This window comes from Pseudomonas sp. RIT357, assembly GCF_000632245.1.
GTDB classification, from domain to species: domain Bacteria; phylum Pseudomonadota; class Gammaproteobacteria; order Pseudomonadales; family Pseudomonadaceae; genus Aquipseudomonas; species Aquipseudomonas sivasensis.
The window spans coordinates 157,868-175,185 of the sequence record NZ_JFYX01000003.1 but is presented as its reverse complement, the minus strand read 5'-3'; the positions used below and the strand labels follow the sequence as shown (position 1 = coordinate 175,185).

Annotated in this window: 9 protein-coding genes, 1 tRNA gene and 1 pseudogene; 6 read left to right on the top strand and 5 right to left on the bottom strand. The window is 58.8% G+C overall.

Features of this window, described 5'->3' with window-relative positions; translation table 11 throughout:
• Nucleotides 1-2,960 (bottom strand): retention module-containing protein (locus tag BW43_RS27925; protein ID WP_155989939.1); only part of this gene is annotated, 2,960 nt, incomplete at its 3' end.
• Nucleotides 2,961-3,306: 346 nt separating this feature from the next.
• Here BW43_RS27925 and BW43_RS22130 point away from each other — a divergent pair.
• The 5 genes from BW43_RS22130 (at nt 3,307) to BW43_RS22150 (ending at nt 10,966) form a co-directional block, all read left to right on the top strand.
• Nucleotides 3,307-4,659: a TolC family outer membrane protein gene (locus BW43_RS22130; protein ID WP_032884990.1), complete on the top strand. Its 1,353-nt coding sequence runs from the start codon at nt 3,307-3,309 to the stop codon at nt 4,657-4,659.
• Between the two features lie 45 nt (nt 4,660-4,704).
• A complete protein-coding gene (locus BW43_RS22135; protein WP_032884989.1) occupies nt 4,705-6,858 on the top strand; it encodes a type I secretion system permease/ATPase in 2,154 nt (717 codons plus the stop codon).
• Nucleotides 6,848-8,224 (top strand): HlyD family type I secretion periplasmic adaptor subunit, encoded by a 1,377-nt coding sequence (locus BW43_RS22140; RefSeq protein ID WP_032884988.1) that lies wholly within the window; start codon nt 6,848-6,850, stop codon nt 8,222-8,224. Before BW43_RS22135 ends, BW43_RS22140 begins: the two co-directional genes overlap by 11 nt.
• A gap of 121 nt (nt 8,225-8,345) precedes the next feature.
• Nucleotides 8,346-8,421, top strand: a tRNA-Thr gene (locus tag BW43_RS22145).
• Between the two features lie 415 nt (nt 8,422-8,836).
• Nucleotides 8,837-10,966, top strand: a complete 2,130-nt coding sequence (locus tag BW43_RS22150) for a M48 family metallopeptidase (protein WP_032884987.1) — start codon at nt 8,837-8,839, stop codon at nt 10,964-10,966.
• A gap of 73 nt (nt 10,967-11,039) precedes the next feature.
• Here BW43_RS22150 and BW43_RS22155 read toward each other — a convergent pair whose 3' ends face one another.
• A complete protein-coding gene (locus BW43_RS22155; protein ID WP_032884986.1) occupies nt 11,040-12,332 on the bottom strand; it encodes an OprD family porin in 1,293 nt (430 codons plus the stop codon).
• A gap of 410 nt (nt 12,333-12,742) precedes the next feature.
• On the opposite strand from BW43_RS22155, the gene BW43_RS22160 reads away from it, so the two are divergent.
• Complete coding sequence (locus BW43_RS22160) at nt 12,743-14,812, top strand: TonB-dependent siderophore receptor (protein WP_032884984.1); 2,070 nt, start codon at nt 12,743-12,745, stop codon at nt 14,810-14,812.
• A 90-nt stretch (nt 14,813-14,902) separates the two neighbouring features.
• On the opposite strand, the gene BW43_RS22165 is transcribed toward BW43_RS22160, so the two are convergent.
• From BW43_RS22165 to BW43_RS28140, 3 genes and pseudogenes are all read right to left on the bottom strand, one after another.
• Nucleotides 14,903-15,118 carry a hypothetical protein gene (locus tag BW43_RS22165; protein ID WP_032884982.1) on the bottom strand — a complete coding sequence of 72 codons (216 nt, stop codon included), beginning with the start codon at nt 15,116-15,118 and terminating at the stop codon, nt 14,903-14,905.
• A gap of 234 nt (nt 15,119-15,352) precedes the next feature.
• Nucleotides 15,353-16,459: an agmatine deiminase gene (aguA, locus tag BW43_RS22170; protein ID WP_032884980.1), complete on the bottom strand. Its 1,107-nt coding sequence runs from the start codon at nt 16,457-16,459 to the stop codon at nt 15,353-15,355.
• Nucleotides 16,460-16,581: 122 nt separating this feature from the next.
• A pseudogene (locus BW43_RS28140) lies at nt 16,582-17,200 on the bottom strand (aminotransferase class III-fold pyridoxal phosphate-dependent enzyme); the annotation flags it as partial.
• Nucleotides 17,201-17,318 lie beyond the last annotated feature (118 nt).

The following is a 17,318-nucleotide window of genomic DNA, read 5'->3' as shown; positions in this document are numbered from 1 at the left end:
ACAGCAATTACCGGAACATCGTTAACCAAGGTCACGGTCGGTTGACCGGTGCCGGTGGAATTCAGGCCTTCAACGTCGGTGACGGTGAGGTCGATCTTCGGCAGCTGGTTACCAGCGTTAACGAAGTCGGCGCCTTTTTCGGTCAGCACGACGTTGTTGCCGGAGATGGCGTAGTAGCCGTCAGCGTTGGTGCCAGCAGTGAAGCTGATGGTCAACCCATCGCGTGGTGTTTCTTCGTCTTTCGCGACGAAGGTACCGGCGACGGTGCCTGCTTCGGCGGTGTTTTCAACGATGGTGGTCGGCGTGACAGCAATTACTGGGACGTCGTTAACCAGGGTCACCGTCGGTTGACCGGTACCGGTTGAATTCAGGCCTTCAGGGTCAGTGACGGTCAGGTCGATCTTCGGCAGCTGGTTGCCAGCGTTAACGAAGTCAGCACCTTTTTCAGTCAGGACTACGTTGTTGCCGGAGATGGCGTAGTAGCCATCTGCGTTGGTGCCTGCGGTGAAGCTGATGGTCAAACCATCGCGCGGGGTTTCTTCGTCTTTGGCAACGAAGGTACCGGCGACGGTGCCTGCTTCGGCGGTGTTTTCAACGATGGTGGTAGGCGTGACAGCAATTACTGGGACGTCGTTAACCAGGGTCACCGTCGGTTGACCGGTACCGGTTGAATTCAGGCCTTCAGGGTCAGTGACGGTCAGGTCGATCTTCGGCAGCTGGTTGCCAGCGTTAACGAAGTCAGCACCTTTTTCAGTCAGGACTACGTTGTTGCCGGAGATGGCGTAGTAGCCATCTGCGTTGGTGCCTGCGGTGAAGCTGATGGTCAAACCATCGCGCGGGGTTTCTTCGTCTTTGGCAACGAAGGTACCGGCGACGGTGCCTGCTTCGGCGGTGTTTTCAACGATGGTGGTAGGCGTGACAGCAATTACTGGGACGTCGTTAACCAGGGTCACCGTCGGTTGACCGGTACCGGTTGAATTCAGGCCTTCAGGGTCAGTGACGGTCAGGTCGATCTTCGGCAGCTGGTTACCAGCGTTAACGAAGTCAGCACCTTTTTCGGTAAGGACTACGTTGTTGCCGGAGATGGCGTAGTAGCCGTCAGCGTTGGTGCCTGCGGTGAAGCTGATGGTCAAACCATCGCGCGGGGTTTCTTCGTCTTTGGCAACGAAGGTACCAGCGACGGTGCCCGCCGCCGCCGTTTCTTCAACAATGGTGTTAGCCGTGATTTCAATCACGGGCACATCGTTGACCAGGGTCACGGTCGGCTGGCCAGCAGCGTTGGAGTTGAGGCCTTCGGGATCGGTAACCGTCAGGTCGATCTTCGGCAGTTGGTTGCCGGCGTTGACGTAGTCCGCGCCCTTCTGCGTCAACACAACGGTGTTGTCGACGATGGCGTAGTAGCCATCCTTGTTGTTGTCACCCGTAAACGTGACGGTCAGTTGGCCAGCCGGTGTTTCTGCATCGCTGATAACAAACGTGCCCGCCACACTGCCCGCGACTGCGGTGTTTTCGACCAGGGTCGTGCCCGTCACGTCGATCAGCGGCGCATCGTTGACTGGTGTGATTGTGATCGTCAGCGTGCTGCTGGAACCGGTGTTGGTGGTGTATTCGATCTGCGGCACTTCGCCGCTGTAATCCTTGACCGGGGTAAACACGTATGCGCCATCAGCACCGATGGTGATGGAACCAATGCCTTGGATGTCAGCAGTCTGGCCAGCGTTGTAGGTCGTGTTGCCCACTTTGAAGGTAGCGACAGCCAACTGGTTATCGATGTCGCTGTCGTTGCTCAGCACATTGCCGGTCGCGACGCTATCTTCGACGATAGTGTTGGTATCGGCGACCAACACGCTTGGATCATCCACAGCGACCACAGTGGAAGTGGCCGGCGCAGGATTGATTGCAAGGTTTTCGTAGTTACCGCCAGTCGCTTCGGTGATCGTGACGCTGACGGCCAGGTTCTTGCCATCAGCCAGGTTGGCAGGCGTATCGGCAGTGACCGTGCCGGTGGTTTTACCGGCCTCAATGGTGATGGTCAGGTCGTTGGACAGTTTGATCACAACGTCGGTCTGCGCCGCGTTGGTCACCGTTGCGGTGTAGACGATCTGGCCACCTTCATTCACCGACGGGGTCGCGGTCAGGGTGACGGTGGTGGTGTCGATGGTGTCAGCGATCTGCGTGATTGCTGGCGCCGGGTCGGTGGTGATGATCAGGTTGCCGCCGCCGGAGGTCCCGGCGATGGTGGCGGAGATCGACGAGGCGTCCAGGTAAGGCGTGTCATTACCGGCGAAAGTGACGTTCAGCACGCCCGAGGTCTGGCCCGCGGCGATCACAACGGAGAGGCCGTTGGACAAGGTGACGGTCAGGTCGCTGGTCGGTGCCTGGGTGATGAATACGGTGTAAACGACTACGCCACCGGCTTCGGTGATGCTCGGCGTGGCGGTCAGGGTAATGGTGACGTTGCGCGGATCTACGCCGTTGTTGTCGGCACCGGTTTGGGTCGTGCCTACGGCGTCACCGGCATTCAAGCCGGTCGTTGGGTAACCAATGGTGGGGTCAACCACGCCTGCTGTGGCTTCCAGCACAACAAAACTGTGACCGCCACCCGCAGCGCCGTCTGCGCCTGCGGAGGTCGGGCCGGCAGCGGTGGCTTCGAGGTCTTGGGTAGGGTCAGCGCCGGCAGCGATGGCTTGCTGCAGTTCGGCAACGGACGGTGCAGCTTGAGCAGTCGCAGCACTGAGGTCGGTGACCGAGTCAGGAGCGTTCGCGCTCCACTGAGTGTCGCGACCCAGGTCGATGACGCGGCCGTCGGCCAGTTCCAGCGACACGGCACCCGAAGCACCGGTATCGACCTGCTCCCCTGCAAACAGGCGATCCCCTTCTACAAGCAGGCGGCGAATCCCTTCCGGGGAAACTGCGAACACTTGACCGACAATGCTTTTGACGACCGCAACGCTGCTCATAAAAGACTCTCCGTGTATTACCGTCAGGGGGTATCCATCAAGGTGACCGGCCGTCTCATGGGTGCCGATTCAATAGCTGGAGTACGTAGTTTCTAAGTAAGAAATTTGGCGTCAATATTTTGTTGTTCCGTCAGGAGAATTACTTTTCCGTCAAGGTATTGACCTATTGGGCGTCATCCTAAACAATCCGCCCGGTAATGTCACATTGATATTTAAACGGCCTCGCGACTTTCTGTTTGCGCCCTCCGGCGCCCTAGAAAAACGGGCATTTCGAGTTGCCACTCCAATGCAATATTCCAAGTTTGTTGCGGTTTTTCAGGCAACCAATCCCCGGGGAAACATCAGAATGCGTTTGCACCTTCTTAAAGCTGTGCCTTTTGCTCTAGCCGCCAGTTTCGTCCAGGCTCAGACCCTGCCCGAAGCCATGCAAGATGCCGTGAAAAACCACCCGGAGATCCAGGCCGCAATCAATGCGCGCATTGCTGCTGACTATCAGGTCAGAGAGGCCCAGGGCGGTTACCTGCCTAAAGTCGACCTGCTGGGCGGCTATGGCCGTGAAAGCTCGGACAACACCTCGACCCGCGCCGCCAGCAACAGCCACGATTGGAAAACCTTGAACCGCGGCGAATCGACCATCCGCCTGCAACAAAATTTGTTCCAGGGCTTTGGCACCATCAATGAAGTCGGCCGCCAACAAGCCACCGCCAATTCCCGTGGGTATGCGCTGCTCAATACTTCCGAGCGCACTGCACTGACCGTTGCTCAGGTTTATCTGGATGTCTTGACCCGTCGCGAGATGGTGCAGTTGGCAGAAGACAACCTGAAGAGCCACGAACGCATTTTTGACCAGATCAAACTGCGCACCAGCCGTGGCGTCGGAAGAATGGCGGACATGGACCAGGCTGAAGCCCGACTGGCTCAGGCGCAAAACAACCTGATCACCGAGCAGACCAACCTCGCTGACGCCAACACCAACTACCTCAGCGTTGTCGGCAAAGAGCCCGACCAACTGGAACGCCCACTGGGCGTGGTGACCCTGCTGCCAGCCAGCCTGGAAGACGCGCGCCGCCAGATGATTGCTGACAGCCCGGTGCTGCGCTCGGCCGAATCGGACATCGCCGCTGCCGAAAAGCAGTACGAAGCCGCCAAGTCGACCTTCTACCCGCGCTTTGATGCAGTGCTGCAACGCTCGGCCAACAACAACATCGGCGGCGAAGAGGGCCATGACAATGGCTACTCCGCGATGCTGAACATGCAGTTCAACCTGTATAACGGCGGCAGCGACAAGGCCAGCCTGCAGTCCAAGGCTTCCCAGGCCACCCAGGCGCTGGATATCCGCAACAACGCCTTGCGTCAGTTGAACGAAGAATTGGGCCTGGCGTGGAACGCTTACAACAACGCCAGCCAGCAAGTGCCGATCGCGCAGCAGTACGTCGACCGCAGCACCAAAGTGCGCACCTCGTACCAGCAGCAGTTCAGCCTCGGTGAGCGTACACTGCTCGACTTGCTCGACAGCGAGAACGAACTGTTCACCGCTCAGCAACGTTTGGCGCAGATCAAAAGCCTCTACGTTTACACCCAGTACCGTATTAAGGCCGACATGGGCCAATTGCTGAGAAGTCAGGGCGTAGTCGCTCCGATGGCATCAGTTGTGCAAAACGATATTAAACCGTCGGTAAACCTGCCAGGGATGAACTGATTCTTGACGGCGTTGGACCACACAACCGTTTAAGAGAGAGTCAGCTTGGATTCCGAAATAGGTTTGGCGCCACTTCACCATGACCCGCGCGCTCAGCATGACGACCCATTGCTAGATGGGTTGTTGGCTCTCTGTTCGCTGCATTACAAGCCTGCCAGCCGGGCCATGCTGACCACCGGCCTGCCCTTGGCGGGGCAGCGCCTGAGCCCGGACTTGCTGCCGCGCGCAGCAGCCCGGGCGGGTTTGCAGGGGCGTTTGCTGCAGCGCAAGCTGGAGCAGATCCCGTCCATCGCATTGCCGGCCTTGTTGCTATTAAAGGAAGGACGCAGTGCGGTGCTGTTGGGATGGGAGGGTGATACCGCCCGCCTGCTGCTCAGCGAAAGCGACGGCGGCGAAGTCCAGGTCACCCGTGAGGCGCTGACTCAGGATTACAGCGGTCGGGTTTTCTTCGCCCAACCGCAGCATAAATTTGACGTCACCAGCGGCACGCTGATCCCCCGCGCACGTTCGTGGTTCAAAGACACCCTCAAACGCTCCCGCTGGCTGTACGCCGACGCTATCGCTGCGAGCCTGGTGATCAACCTGATCGCCCTAGCTGCGCCGTTGTTTGTCATGAACGTGTACGACCGCGTGGTGCCGAACCAGGCCACCGCCACCCTGTGGGTGCTGGCCATCGGTATTTGTGGCGCCTACCTGTTCGACCTGCTGCTCAAGAGCATGCGCAGTCTGTGCCTGGACCTGGCGGGCAAGAAAACCGACCTGATCATTTCCGCGACGCTGTTCGAGCGCATCGTGGGTATGTCGATGAAAATGCGCCCGGCGCGCGTCGGCAGCTACGCCTCCAACATCCACGAGTTTCAGGGGATGCGCGACTTCCTCACCTCCCTGACCCTTGCCAGCCTGATCGATTTGCCCTTTACCCTGATCATCCTCGGCGTGATCGCGCTGCTGGGGGGCCACTTGGTGTGGATTCCCATCGTCGCCTTCCCACTCGCCCTGGGCATCGGCCACTTCCTGCAAAAACCGCTCACGGCAACACTTGAGCGCACCATGGCCCTGGGTGCCGAGCGTCAATCGAGCCTGATCGAGACCCTCGCCGGGCTGGACGCGGTAAAGGTCAACAACGCCGAAAGCGAACGTCAGTACCAGTGGGAACAAACCATTGGCACCCTCAGCCGCCTGGAGCTGCGAGTCAAAGTGCTGTCCGGCCTGGCGATGAACATCACTTTGCTGATCCAGCAAGTGGCGGGCGTGGCGATGATTATCTTCGGCGTGTACCAAATCATCGATGGCACCCTCAGCATGGGCGGCCTGGTGGCGTGCTACATGCTCAGCGGCCGTGCGCTTGGCCCCTTGGCCCAGCTGTCGGGCCTGCTGACGCGCTACCAGCAAGCCAAGGTGACGATGGTCTCGGTGGACCAGATGATGGAACTGCCGCAGGAACGCAACTTCGACGAACGCCCGCTTAGCCGCAAAACCCTGCAAGGTGCGATGACGTTCCGCGAGGTCGACTTTACCTACCCGAACCAGCAAACCCTGGCTCTGCGCGGGATCAACCTGAATGTTCGTCCCGGCGAGAAAATCGGCATCATCGGCCGCAGCGGCTCGGGTAAAAGCTCGCTGGCCAAGCTGCTGGTCGGCCTGTATCAGCCGGACTCCGGCTCGTTGCTGGTGGACGGCGTAGACATCCGCCAGATCGACGTCAGCGAATTGCGCCACAACATCGGCTACGTCGCCCAAGACATCCAACTGCTGGCCGGCACCTTGCGCGACAACCTGGTCTCAGGTGCGCGCTACGTGGACGATGAGATGGTGCTGCAAGCCGCAGAACTCGCCGGCGTGCATGAGTTCGCCAGGCTGCACCCACAAGGTTACGAGCTGCAAGTGGGCGAGCGGGGGCAGAACCTTTCCGGCGGTCAACGCCAGAACGTTGCCCTGGCCCGTGCGCTGCTGCTGAACCCGCCGATTCTGCTGCTGGACGAACCCACCAGCGCTATGGACAACACCGGTGAAGAGCGCCTCAAACAGCGCTTGCAGTCGGTGATCGAAAACAAGACGGTGATTCTCGTCACCCACCGTGCTTCGCTGTTGAGCCTGGTAGATCGCCTGCTGGTGATCGACCGTGGCCAGATCCTCGCAGACGGCCCAAAAGCGGCCGTTATGGAAGCGCTGAAAAAGGGGCAGATCAGTGTTGCTTAAGTCCGGCCCAGGCCGTTGGAAAGACGTCATCTTCCGCTACTTCAAGGGCAGCGACTCGCTCGATGATCAACCACTGCCCGAAGTCGAAAAGGCGCTGATCGACGACGCACCACGCATCGTGCGCCTGACCATCTGGGCCGTGATCGGCTTCTTCGTGTTCCTGCTGCTGTGGGCACACTTCGCGATCATCGACGAAGTGACCAAGGGCGAAGGCAAGGCGATCCCCTCGTCGCGCATCCAGAAGATCCAGAACCTGGAGGGCGGCATCGTTGCCCAGATTTACGTGCACGAAGGCCAGATCGTCGAAGCCGGCGCGCCGCTGATTCGCTTGGATGACACCCGATTTGCCTCCAACGTCGGCGAAACCGAAGCCGACCGCGTGGCCATGGAACTGCGCGTGGAGCGTCTCAGCGCGGAAGTCGATAACCGCCCGCTGAACATCACCGATGCCGCACGCAAAGCCGTGCCTAACCAGGCCTCGAACGAAGAATCCCTGTACCTCAGCCGCCGCCAGCAACTGGCTGATGAGATTGGCGGGCTGCAACAGCAACTGCTGCAACGCCAGCAAGAGCTGCGCGAATTCAGCTCCAAGCAGGAGCAATACCGCAACAGCCTGAACCTGCTGCGCCAGGAGATCGGCATGTCCGAGCCACTGGTACAGCAAGGCGCAATCTCGCCGGTAGAAGTGCTGCGCCTCAAACGCTCGGAAGTTGAAACCCGCGGCATGCTCGACGGCACCACCCTGGCCATCCCCCGCGCCCAGGCGGCGATCAACGAAGTGCAGCGCAAGGTCGACGAAACACGCGGCAAATTCCGCAGCGAAGCCCTGGCCCAGCTGAACGAAGCCCGCACCAACCTGAGCAAGGCTCAGGCAACGTCCAAAGGCCTGGAAGACCGCGTCAGCCGCACCATGGTCACCTCGCCCGTGCGCGGTATCGTCAAGCAGATGCTGGTCAACACCGTCGGCGGCGTGATCCAGCCCGGCAGCGACATGGCCGAAGTCGTCCCACTGGACGACACCCTCCTGGTCGAAGCGAAAATCCGCCCACAAGACATCGCCTTCCTGCACCCCGGCCAGGAAGCCATGATCAAATTCACCGCCTACGACTACACCATCTACGGCGGCCTCAAAGGCAAACTCGAAACCATCGGTGCCGACACCGTGATGGATGAAGAGAAGAAAAACACCTTCTACATCATCAAACTGCGCACCGACCGCAGCCACCTGGGCACCGATGAGAAGCCCTTGCTGATCATCCCCGGCATGGTGGCGTCGGTGGACATCATCACCGGCAAGAAGAGCATCCTGAGCTACCTGCTCAAACCGATCATCAAATCCCGTGCAGAGGCAATGCACGAGCGTTGATTCTTGGCGGGTGGCGCGCAGAAATGTGGGGAGATTTGCGAAAACTTGGGTTTTCGCAAAAATAGTCAGATTTCAGGGGTTTACAGAACCTTTTCAGTCGCTATAATCGTCGCCCTAACACGCCGGTATAGCTCAGTTGGTAGAGCAACTGACTTGTAATCAGTAGGTCCCGGGTTCGACTCCTGGTGCCGGCACCATACAAGGTTCCAGAGAAGGCTTTCAAAATCTCTGGAATCCCCGAAAAACCCGCCTTCTGGCGGGTTTTTTCGTTTTGGCGTTCCGTGAACTCCGCCAAAACCTTATGGATACCATCGATTTTAGGGGTCAGGTAGTTAGATAAAGAGGGAGTGTTCTTAAAGCGCACACCACTGCCCCGCTCTCCGATTCTGCTTGCCGTTCAGCCAAGCCCACCGCCGCACCTAGCTTTTAGACGACGACGGCCACGCCATATAAGACAAAGCCCCTGTAGAAATGCAGGGGCTTTGTTGTTTCTGGAGTTCCACCCTGATCAGCCTGAACCTGCCATCGGCGGGCAACAGATCAAATTGCCCCTATCCCGTCGTTCCCGCTTTTTCGGTATAACCAATTCCCTCGCGTTGTGAACGGACCTCTATGAACGCTTTGAAGTTGATCTTCCTACTGGTGATTTTCCCGTTGCTGCTGACGGCCCTGGGTGGCTGGGAGCGCCAGCGGGCGGAGTCCGCTACTGCGGCGTCGATTGATTACCAGCGCCACCTCGTTACTTATAAACAACAGTTGCAAGACGTGGCGGCCATGCAACCTGTGCCCACCGCCGATGCGCCAGAGGGGCTGATCAGCGTTCAGGAAGCCATCGCTCGACTGGAAAGAAACGAAGCTGAATTGCCCACTGCGCAACGCGTCAATCATGCACGGCGCGTCATCGCGCTCTGGGTGATGGGCCTGGGACTGGTCGCCGCTTTGATTGGTGTAACCGCGTTGCTTGCTACGCACTGGGCGGGACGACGTGCGCAGCAATCGCGCGAAACATTGTTGCAGGTGTTCTCCATCGGCAGCCGATGGTTGCCCTACGTGCTGGTGAGCCATGTGGTGGCAATGGCGGCGACCGTCGCCTTGGCGTTGAGCTACGAAGGCTTGGCGATGTGGCATGTCGGCCGGCTGGGTAGTGGCGAGGTCAAGCTGATGGCGGTGCTAGGGGTCATTGCGGCGTTTTGCTTGTACTCGATCTGGCAGTTGCTTAAACAGTTGCGCCACATGCTGGGGATGTTCACGCCTGAACCGCTGGAGATGTTCGGGCAGATGGTGACGCCCGAGCAGGCGCCGGGGTTGTGGCGCCATGTGAACGAAGTGGCGGGCAAACTCGGCGCGCTGCCGCCGGACCATATTGTGGTGAGCCTGGCTCAGGGCTTTTACGTGACGTCCAGCGAGGCCACTGTGCAACCGGCGAACACTTCGCTGCAGGGGCGGACCTTGCATGTGCCGCTGTTGTATCTGGGCCTGTTGAGTCGCGAGGAAGTCGGCGCGGTGATCGGCCATGAGCTGGCGCACTTTGCTGGGAAAGACACGGAATACAGCCTGCGTTTTTTGCCGATCTACGACGGGGTTAATCGCAGCCTGGAAGCGCTGTTGAACACGATGCTGGCCAGCAATGTTATCCAGGGATGGCTGATGCGGCCGTCGTTCATGTTCGGTGTGTTTTTCATGCAGCGCTTTGATGACGCGGTTAACCACTGGAGCCGTGAGCGCGAATTGCTGGCGGATGCGGCCGGTGCGCGACTGGTAGGCAGTACAGCTGCGGCGTCGGCGCTGTTGCGGGTCTCGGTGTTGCAACCGCACGTAGAGGACTCACTGCTGGCACTGTGTGATGCTGCCTCGGCGACAGATCTGCCCGACGCCGTGCTCGCGACCTTGCGTGAGTGCCAATTGCAACTGCCGCCGGAAGCGTTGGCGATTCATCAACCGCACCCAACCGACTCCCATCCCTCCAACGGCGAACGCCTGCAGGCGCTGAACGTTTCGTTGGACGATGCCCTGCGCAGCGCAACCCGCGCGGTGGATAGCGACGCGGCGAATGCTCAGATAGATGCCTGCTTCAGCGCACCACAGGCCCTGCGCGCGCAGCTGTCTGGCGACGTGATGGAAGTGGCCGAGTCAGAGAACACCGCGCATACCCATCTGCTGGAAACCCTGGCCGCTTCGACCGTAGGTGATCGTAGATTGCATGAAGGAGGACAGTGGCGCGGGGTACTGATGGCGCTGTCGGGCCTGCCCTTTGTGTTGGCTGCACTGTTTATCTTGAGCCGGGTCTGGCTCGCCCCGGAGCGTTTGAAAGGCACGCCGCTGTCGGCAGTCGGCGCGGGCGCTTGCCTGGGTGTTATTGGGCTGGCCCTGCTGTGGCTGGGGATCCGCCGATTCATGCGTGCGCCGCAGACCGCATTGCGCCTGACGCCGGAATATTTTGAGTTCAATAACCTGGCGCAGCCGCTGCCCATCGAACATATCGAAGAGATTTCGCTGCAATTCGTCCAGGGCATTTGGATAACGCTTCAATTGACGCCCGAGGCGCCATTACCTGCAACGCGCAAGACAGCGTTCGGCGTTCCCGGTGTGCGAATTAATAAAAAGAAACGCCAAGTGCTGCTGCTGATGGCACAGCTCTGTATCGACAATAAAAAGATAGAGCCCTATGAAGGGTTGTCCTTGATGCTCGACTACAAGAATGCAGCGTTGGCGCGCACGATTTTGCAGAGCCGCCAGGACTGATACGCGCACATAAAAAAACCCCGAACCAGTCGGGGTTTTTTATCGCCTGGAATCAGGCGCGACGTGCGATCAGTTAGAAAACGTTGATCGGGTAGTCGGCGAACAGACGGATTTCGTTACCGCCTACGTTGTACTTGTCGGCATTGCTGGAAACGCGCAACCACGAGGCACGAGCACGCAGGCTCAAGTCTTTGGCTGGGCCGCTCTGAACGACGTATTTGAACTGGTTGAAGATCTCGCGCTCGGTGCCGTTGCCACGGCCACTGCCGTCGTCAATGTTGGTGCCGCGAACGTAGGCCACGTTGTAGGTCAGGCCAGGCACGCCGAAGGTGCTGAAGTCCAGACCGTAGCCGGCTTGCCAGGAGCGCTCGTCCTTGCCGTTGAAGTCGGACCAGTAGGAGTTGGCCAGCAGGATGGTGTTGCCGCCGTCGCCGATGCCGGTGTCCACGGTATTGTCACGGTAGCCGCCATACAGGTAACCGGTATCACCGGTACTGCGCTGATGGGCCAAGGTGAAGCTGTGCGCACCAACAGCCCATGTAGCGCCCAGGCTCCAGATTTTGTTGTCGCGCGCGTCGCCATTACCGCGTTGCTCGGCGAAGCTCCTGTCCAGCTTGGTTTTGTAGCCGTTGAAATCAAAGGTCAGCGACTGTTTCTCTGGCAGCGCCAGCACGTAGTTGACGTTGACGTATTGCTTCTTCAGCACGTCTTGCATGTCGGAAGCGTACAGCGCGGCCGACAGGCTTTCGGTGAACTTGTAGCTGCCGCCCAGGTAGCTGATGTTCTTCAGGTTACCGCTGTCGGTGCCTTCAGCACCTTTTTGGGCTTCCTTGGTGAAGCGACCTGCGTCCAGTTGCAGACCTTCGATCTCTTTGGAAACGATCGAGGTACCGGTGTAGGTTTCCGACAACAGACGAGAGTTGTCGTACTGCAGCACAGGAACGGCCGGCATTTGATCGCCGTACTTGAGCACGGTGTTCGATACGCGGAATTTCACCGCGGCGCCGCCCTTGGCCAGGTCGTCGGCTGCTGCGCCGCTGTCACCTTGCTTGAAGAAGTTAATACCGCCCGCGCCGCTGCGGCCTTTACCACCGTCCAGACGGATAGCGTACTGACCGATCACGTCCACACCCACACCAACGGTGCCTTGGGTGAAGCCGGACTCAAACTTGCCGATGAAGCCCTGGCCCCATTCAGCTTTGTCTTGCTTGCCGTTTTTGTAGTCACGGCTGATGTAAGCGTTACGTGCTGCGATGTTCAGGTGGCTGTCTTCAACGAAACCCTTGGATTGCTCCTGATCGTTTGCCATTGCTGCCGATGCGCTCAAAATCCCCAGAGCGATCAGACTCATCCGTTGCTTCAACATTTTCTTGTATTCCTTATTTCTGGTTGAGTACGCACTGTGACACCAGGCTCCATGTCGCTTTTCTGGTGTCGACTTTTCCGGAAAAAAGAAGGCCCGCGGACGACTGAACATGCCGCGGGCCTTTTTTTATTAGATGAGTCATGGCGGTTAGCCACAGGCGTTGGGCGCAATCCTAGTCGCGGGTTGAACTATGTGTCAATTTCGCGAATCGTCTGTATTTAGGCGAAATAATTCTAAGCAAAGGCCTATAGCCTGTCTGAAAACGACAAAAATCTTGTCGCATACAAGAAAAAAACACATCCAGTAACACATATCAAAGTGGATACGTTTGGTAATAGATAACGCGCGCAAATGCAAAGCATTACCATTAGCGCGGTTTCTCCTCCCAAACATTTTGGATACTTTTCCCAATGCCTGCCCCTCGCCTGACACCCATGACTCTTGGGCTTTCTGTTCTGCTGTCTGCCGGTTTTGCCTGCGCGGCCACCACCTTGCCCGAGACCTCGATCAGCGCCGAAACTGACGAAGATGACCCGCGCATCAAGGAAACCAGCACCGCCACACGCACCGCCACTCCCGTGCGTTATGTGCCTCAGGCTATTGATTCGGTGAAGACTGAGAACCTGCGTTCATACGGCACCAACGACCTGGGCCAGGCGTTGAGCGGCATCCCCAACGTGAGCAGCGGCGCCGATACACGTTTCGACAGTGTGCGCATCCGTGGTTTTGACGCGAGCAATGACTTCTACCTGGACGGCATTCGCGACGACAGCCAGTACGTGCGCGACCTGCATAACATCGAGCGCATCGAAGTGCTCAAAGGCCCGGCAGCAGTCCTTTACGGGCGAGGCGGTCAGGGAGGGATCGTCAACCGCGTGAGCAAGTTGCCAACGGCCGGGCACAAATCGAGCATCGAGGCGCAAGGCGGCAGCAACGATTTGCGCAGCCTGTATGCCGACCTGAGCACGGACCCCACCGATAACATCAGCCTGCGCCTGAACATGGGTAACCAGGACAACAACAGCTTTCGCGACGACGTCAGCGGCAGCCGCCAACTGTTTGCACCGTCCATGAGCTGGCAACTCACGCCTGACCTGAACTGGCTGGTGCAATACGAATACAGCCGCTACAACCGCACGCCTGATCGCGGCGTGCCCGGCGTCAACGGGCGCCCAGCGGATGTGAGCCGCAGCACCACCTACGGCGACAGCCGCGATTACATCGACGACAAAACCCAGTCCCTGCGCTCCAAGCTCACCTACGAGCTCAACGACAACTGGCAACTGCGCCAGACGCTGGGCGTGTTCAAGCTCGACAGCGATTTCGACAATACCTACCAAACCGGCTACAACCCTGCGAACAACCGCGTGACGCGCCAACGCTGGCAACAGGACCTGACCACCCTCAACATTTTCAACAACGTCGAGCTCGAAGGCAGTTTCAGTACCTATGGCCTGGAACACCGCCTGCTCACTGGCCTTGAGCTGGGCAGCCAACGTCGCGATCCAAAGCTATACAGTGGTGGCCTGACCGTGCCGGCCATTGACCTCAACCAGCCGAATCGTCATTTGAGCCATACCGGGCGGATGAGCGTGTCGAGCAACAACCACACCGAAGTCGAAAGCCGCGCCGTTTACGTCCAGGACCAACTGCGCCTGAATGATCAATGGCAAGTGCTGGCCGGCGTGCGTTACGACGTGTTTGAAGTGAGCACCAAAAACAAGCTGCTCAATGTTCAGGAGGGGGTCGACAGCCGCAAGGCCAGCCCACGTTTCGGCCTGGTGTGGACGCCTCTGGAAAACCACTCGTTCTATGCCTCGTGGAGCAAGACGTTCTCACCGGCAGGGGGTGGTTTGATCGGCATCACCCCGAACGCCGCCGGCAGCGTCAACGACCTGAGCCCCGAGCTGACCAAGCAGAAAGAAATCGGCGTGAAGAGTGACTGGCTCGACGACCGCCTGAGCACCACTCTGGCGGTGTACGAACTGGAACTCTACAACCGCCGCACCAACGACCCGCTTGACCGCACCATCATTCTGCTCAGCGGCCTTCAGCGTTCGCGTGGCGTGGAGCTGACGGCCACCGGCAAGATCGTCGGCAATTGGTATGTACGCGGCGGTGTCGGCGTGCAGGATGCCAAGGTCGAGAAAGACAACAATGGCTTTGAAGGCAAGCGCGTCAGCGACGTCGCCAAGCGCAATGCTAGCCTGTTTATCACCTGGAAACCGGAAATGGGCTGGTACGCAGAAACCGGCCTGACGCTGGTGGGCGACCGTTATGCCGACAGTCTCAACACCGTGGTCCTACCGGGTTATGGCAGTTGGGATGCGCTGGTCGGGTTCCGCCATAAAGAATGGGACGTGCGGGCGGCGCTGAACAACATTACCGACAAGACTTACTACGAATCAGCAACCAGTGTGGCGCAGATTCAGCCGGGGGAGCCGCGTAACCTGGTGGTGACGGGGACTTACAGCTTTTAATTTAAGTGTGGGAGGGGCTGCTTCGCCGCACAACGCAGGCGAGCCCCCTCGCCGCAGCTGGCTCGCTCAAACCTTTGATGGCCGTGTTGTTCAGTTTTTGAGCAGGTCACACAACGCGTGCACTTCATCATCACTGAACAACCCTACCGGGTAGCGTTCACTCATCACGCTGCGCAGATCCGATTGCCGCCGGACCTGCCGCGCGCCGTGTTCCTTCAACCAGTGCCCCAGCGCATGGATCGTATCGTTGTTAACCCGTAAAGGGTGGAAGGTGCGCGTGTAGATCGGGTTGATATCGGCGTTCATTTCAGCGCTCTCTCCTACTGCTTGAGCGGCTAACTTACTCAAGGTTTATGACAGAACTGTGCAGTTATCACCTTGGGCCACTGAGGCAACACCGATACAAGAGCTATGCCAATGTCGCGTGCTTGCGGGCTTGTGGGCACAAAAAAGCCCGCGGCCTTACTGGGCCGCGGGCTTGCTGCAGACGCTGAAACCGAGTAGCACCCGGCCGCCGGAAAGGCGCTGTTACAACTGCACTCAGTTTTTGTGCGGGGCGGGCTGCTGCTGGGTCAGACAGTGGATATTACCGCCACCCAGTAACAGTTCACGGCCCGGCACCATCACCACTTCGTGTTGCGGGAACAGGTTCTGCAGGATGGCCTTGGCTTCGTTGTCCAGCGGGTCGTCGAAGCTTGGCGCGATGATCCCGCCGTTAACGATCAGGAAGTTGACGTAGGAACCGGCTAACCGCACGGTCGGATTACGTTCCTGGGTGCCGTCCACCGGGTCAACACCTGCGCATTCTTCTTCAGTGGCATACAACGGCCCTGGGATCGGCATTTTGTGCACTGTGAATGGGCGTCCCTGAGCGTCGGTGCTGCTTTGCAGCACGTCCATCGCCGCGTGGCAGCGGGCGTAGTTCGGGTCTTGCGCATCGTCGGTCCACGCCAACAACACTTCACCTGGGCGCACGTAGCAGCAGAAGTTATCCACATGGCCGTCGGTTTCGTCGTTGAACAGACCGTCTGGCAGCCAGATGATCTTATCCACAGCCAGGTTGGCGCTGAGCACCGCTTCGATCTCGGCACGGTCAAGGTGCGGGTTGCGATTGCGGTTGAGCAGGCATTCTTCAGTAGTGATCAGGGTGCCTTCGCCATCGACATGGATCGAACCGCCTTCCAGCACAAAACCTTCGGTGCGATAACGCGGTGCTCGCTCGATTTCGAGGATCTTGCCACCCACCTGCGAGTCGCGATTCCACGGCGAGTAGAGGCCGCCATCAAAACCGCCCCAGGCGTTGAAATCCCAGTTCACGCCGCGCACTTCGCCGCTGTTGTTGATCACGAACGTCGGGCCAGTGTCGCGTACCCAGGCGTCATCGCTGGACATTTCCACCACACGAATATTCGGCACGTCCAAACGCGCGCGGGCGTTTTCGTACTGGCCGGCAGAAACCGCCACGGTCACCGGCTCAAAACGCGCGATGGCCTTGGCCACTGCCACATGAGCCGCCTGCGCCGGTTTACCCCCCAGGCGCCAGTTGTCCGGGCGCTCGGGCCAGACCATCCAGGTTTGCGTCTGTGGTGCCCATTCGGCGGGCATATGGAAGCCATCGGCGCGGGGGGTGCTGTGCAGGGTGGTCATGGCGATCAGGACTCCGAATGGGGGAAAAGGCCGACTTTATAACGGATAAAAATCGGCTTTAAAAGCGATCAAAAAGCATGATCGATAAATATGACAGGTAATAGCCGATAACAATCGATTAATCACAGCTGCTCATTGAGTACCTTCGACAACATGTCGACAAAAAAATCCACGCTGCGTTTAGACGTAAACATCGGCGGCTTGATCTTGAGGATGTTCAGGTAGTCACCAGTAGGTTGCATGAAAATCCCCAACGCGCGCAGGCGGTCACATAGCAACGTGGTCTCTTCGGTCGCCGGTTCCAGGGTTTGTCGATCGCGAACCAACTCCAGGCCAAGATAAAAACCGGAACCGTGAACGGTGCCCACCAAGGGATGGCGATCAATCAGTGCTTCCAACCGCGCCTTGAAATGCCCTCCGACAACTTTGGCGTTTTCCCACAGTTTTTCTTCCTCCATCACGTCCAGCACCGCCATGCCGATGCGGCAACTCACCGGGCTGCCCCCCCGACGACGAGAAGAAATACCCTTCAGCCTCCGGTGCCTCGTCGATTTCCCGCCGGGTAATCACTGCACCCAACGGCTGGCCGTTGCCCATGCCCTTGGCCATGGTGATGATGTCAGGTACCACGCCCTGCTCTTCACAGCCCCAGAAAAAATGCCCCATGCGGCCATAGCCCACCTGCACTTCATCGGCGATGCAGACGCCGCCCTGAGCGCGAACCAACCCGTAAACCTGCTCAGCGCCTTGATGACCTTGGGTACGCGCACGCCCTGCAGTGTGTTGAGGGCTGCGAGCTGGGCCTGCAACTCCACAGCGGCGTAGTCGCCCCGGCAGATTTTCAGAACAAACCGGCCGC

Bases quoted from the DNA above. Each gene is read 5' to 3' on its own strand.
- BW43_RS22130 (WP_032884990.1), top strand. From the start codon at position 3,307: ATGCGTTTGCACCTTCTTAAAGCTGTGCCTTTTGCTCTAGCCGCCAGT.
- BW43_RS22150 (WP_032884987.1), top strand. From the start codon at position 8,837: ATGAACGCTTTGAAGTTGATCTTCCTACTGGTGATTTTCCCGTTGCTG.
- BW43_RS22155 (WP_032884986.1), bottom strand. From the start codon at position 12,332: ATGTTGAAGCAACGGATGAGTCTGATCGCTCTGGGGATTTTGAGCGCA.
- BW43_RS22160 (WP_032884984.1), top strand. From the start codon at position 12,743: ATGCCTGCCCCTCGCCTGACACCCATGACTCTTGGGCTTTCTGTTCTG.
- BW43_RS22165 (WP_032884982.1), bottom strand. From the start codon at position 15,118: ATGAACGCCGATATCAACCCGATCTACACGCGCACCTTCCACCCTTTA.
- aguA (WP_032884980.1), bottom strand. From the start codon at position 16,459: ATGACCACCCTGCACAGCACCCCCCGCGCCGATGGCTTCCATATGCCC.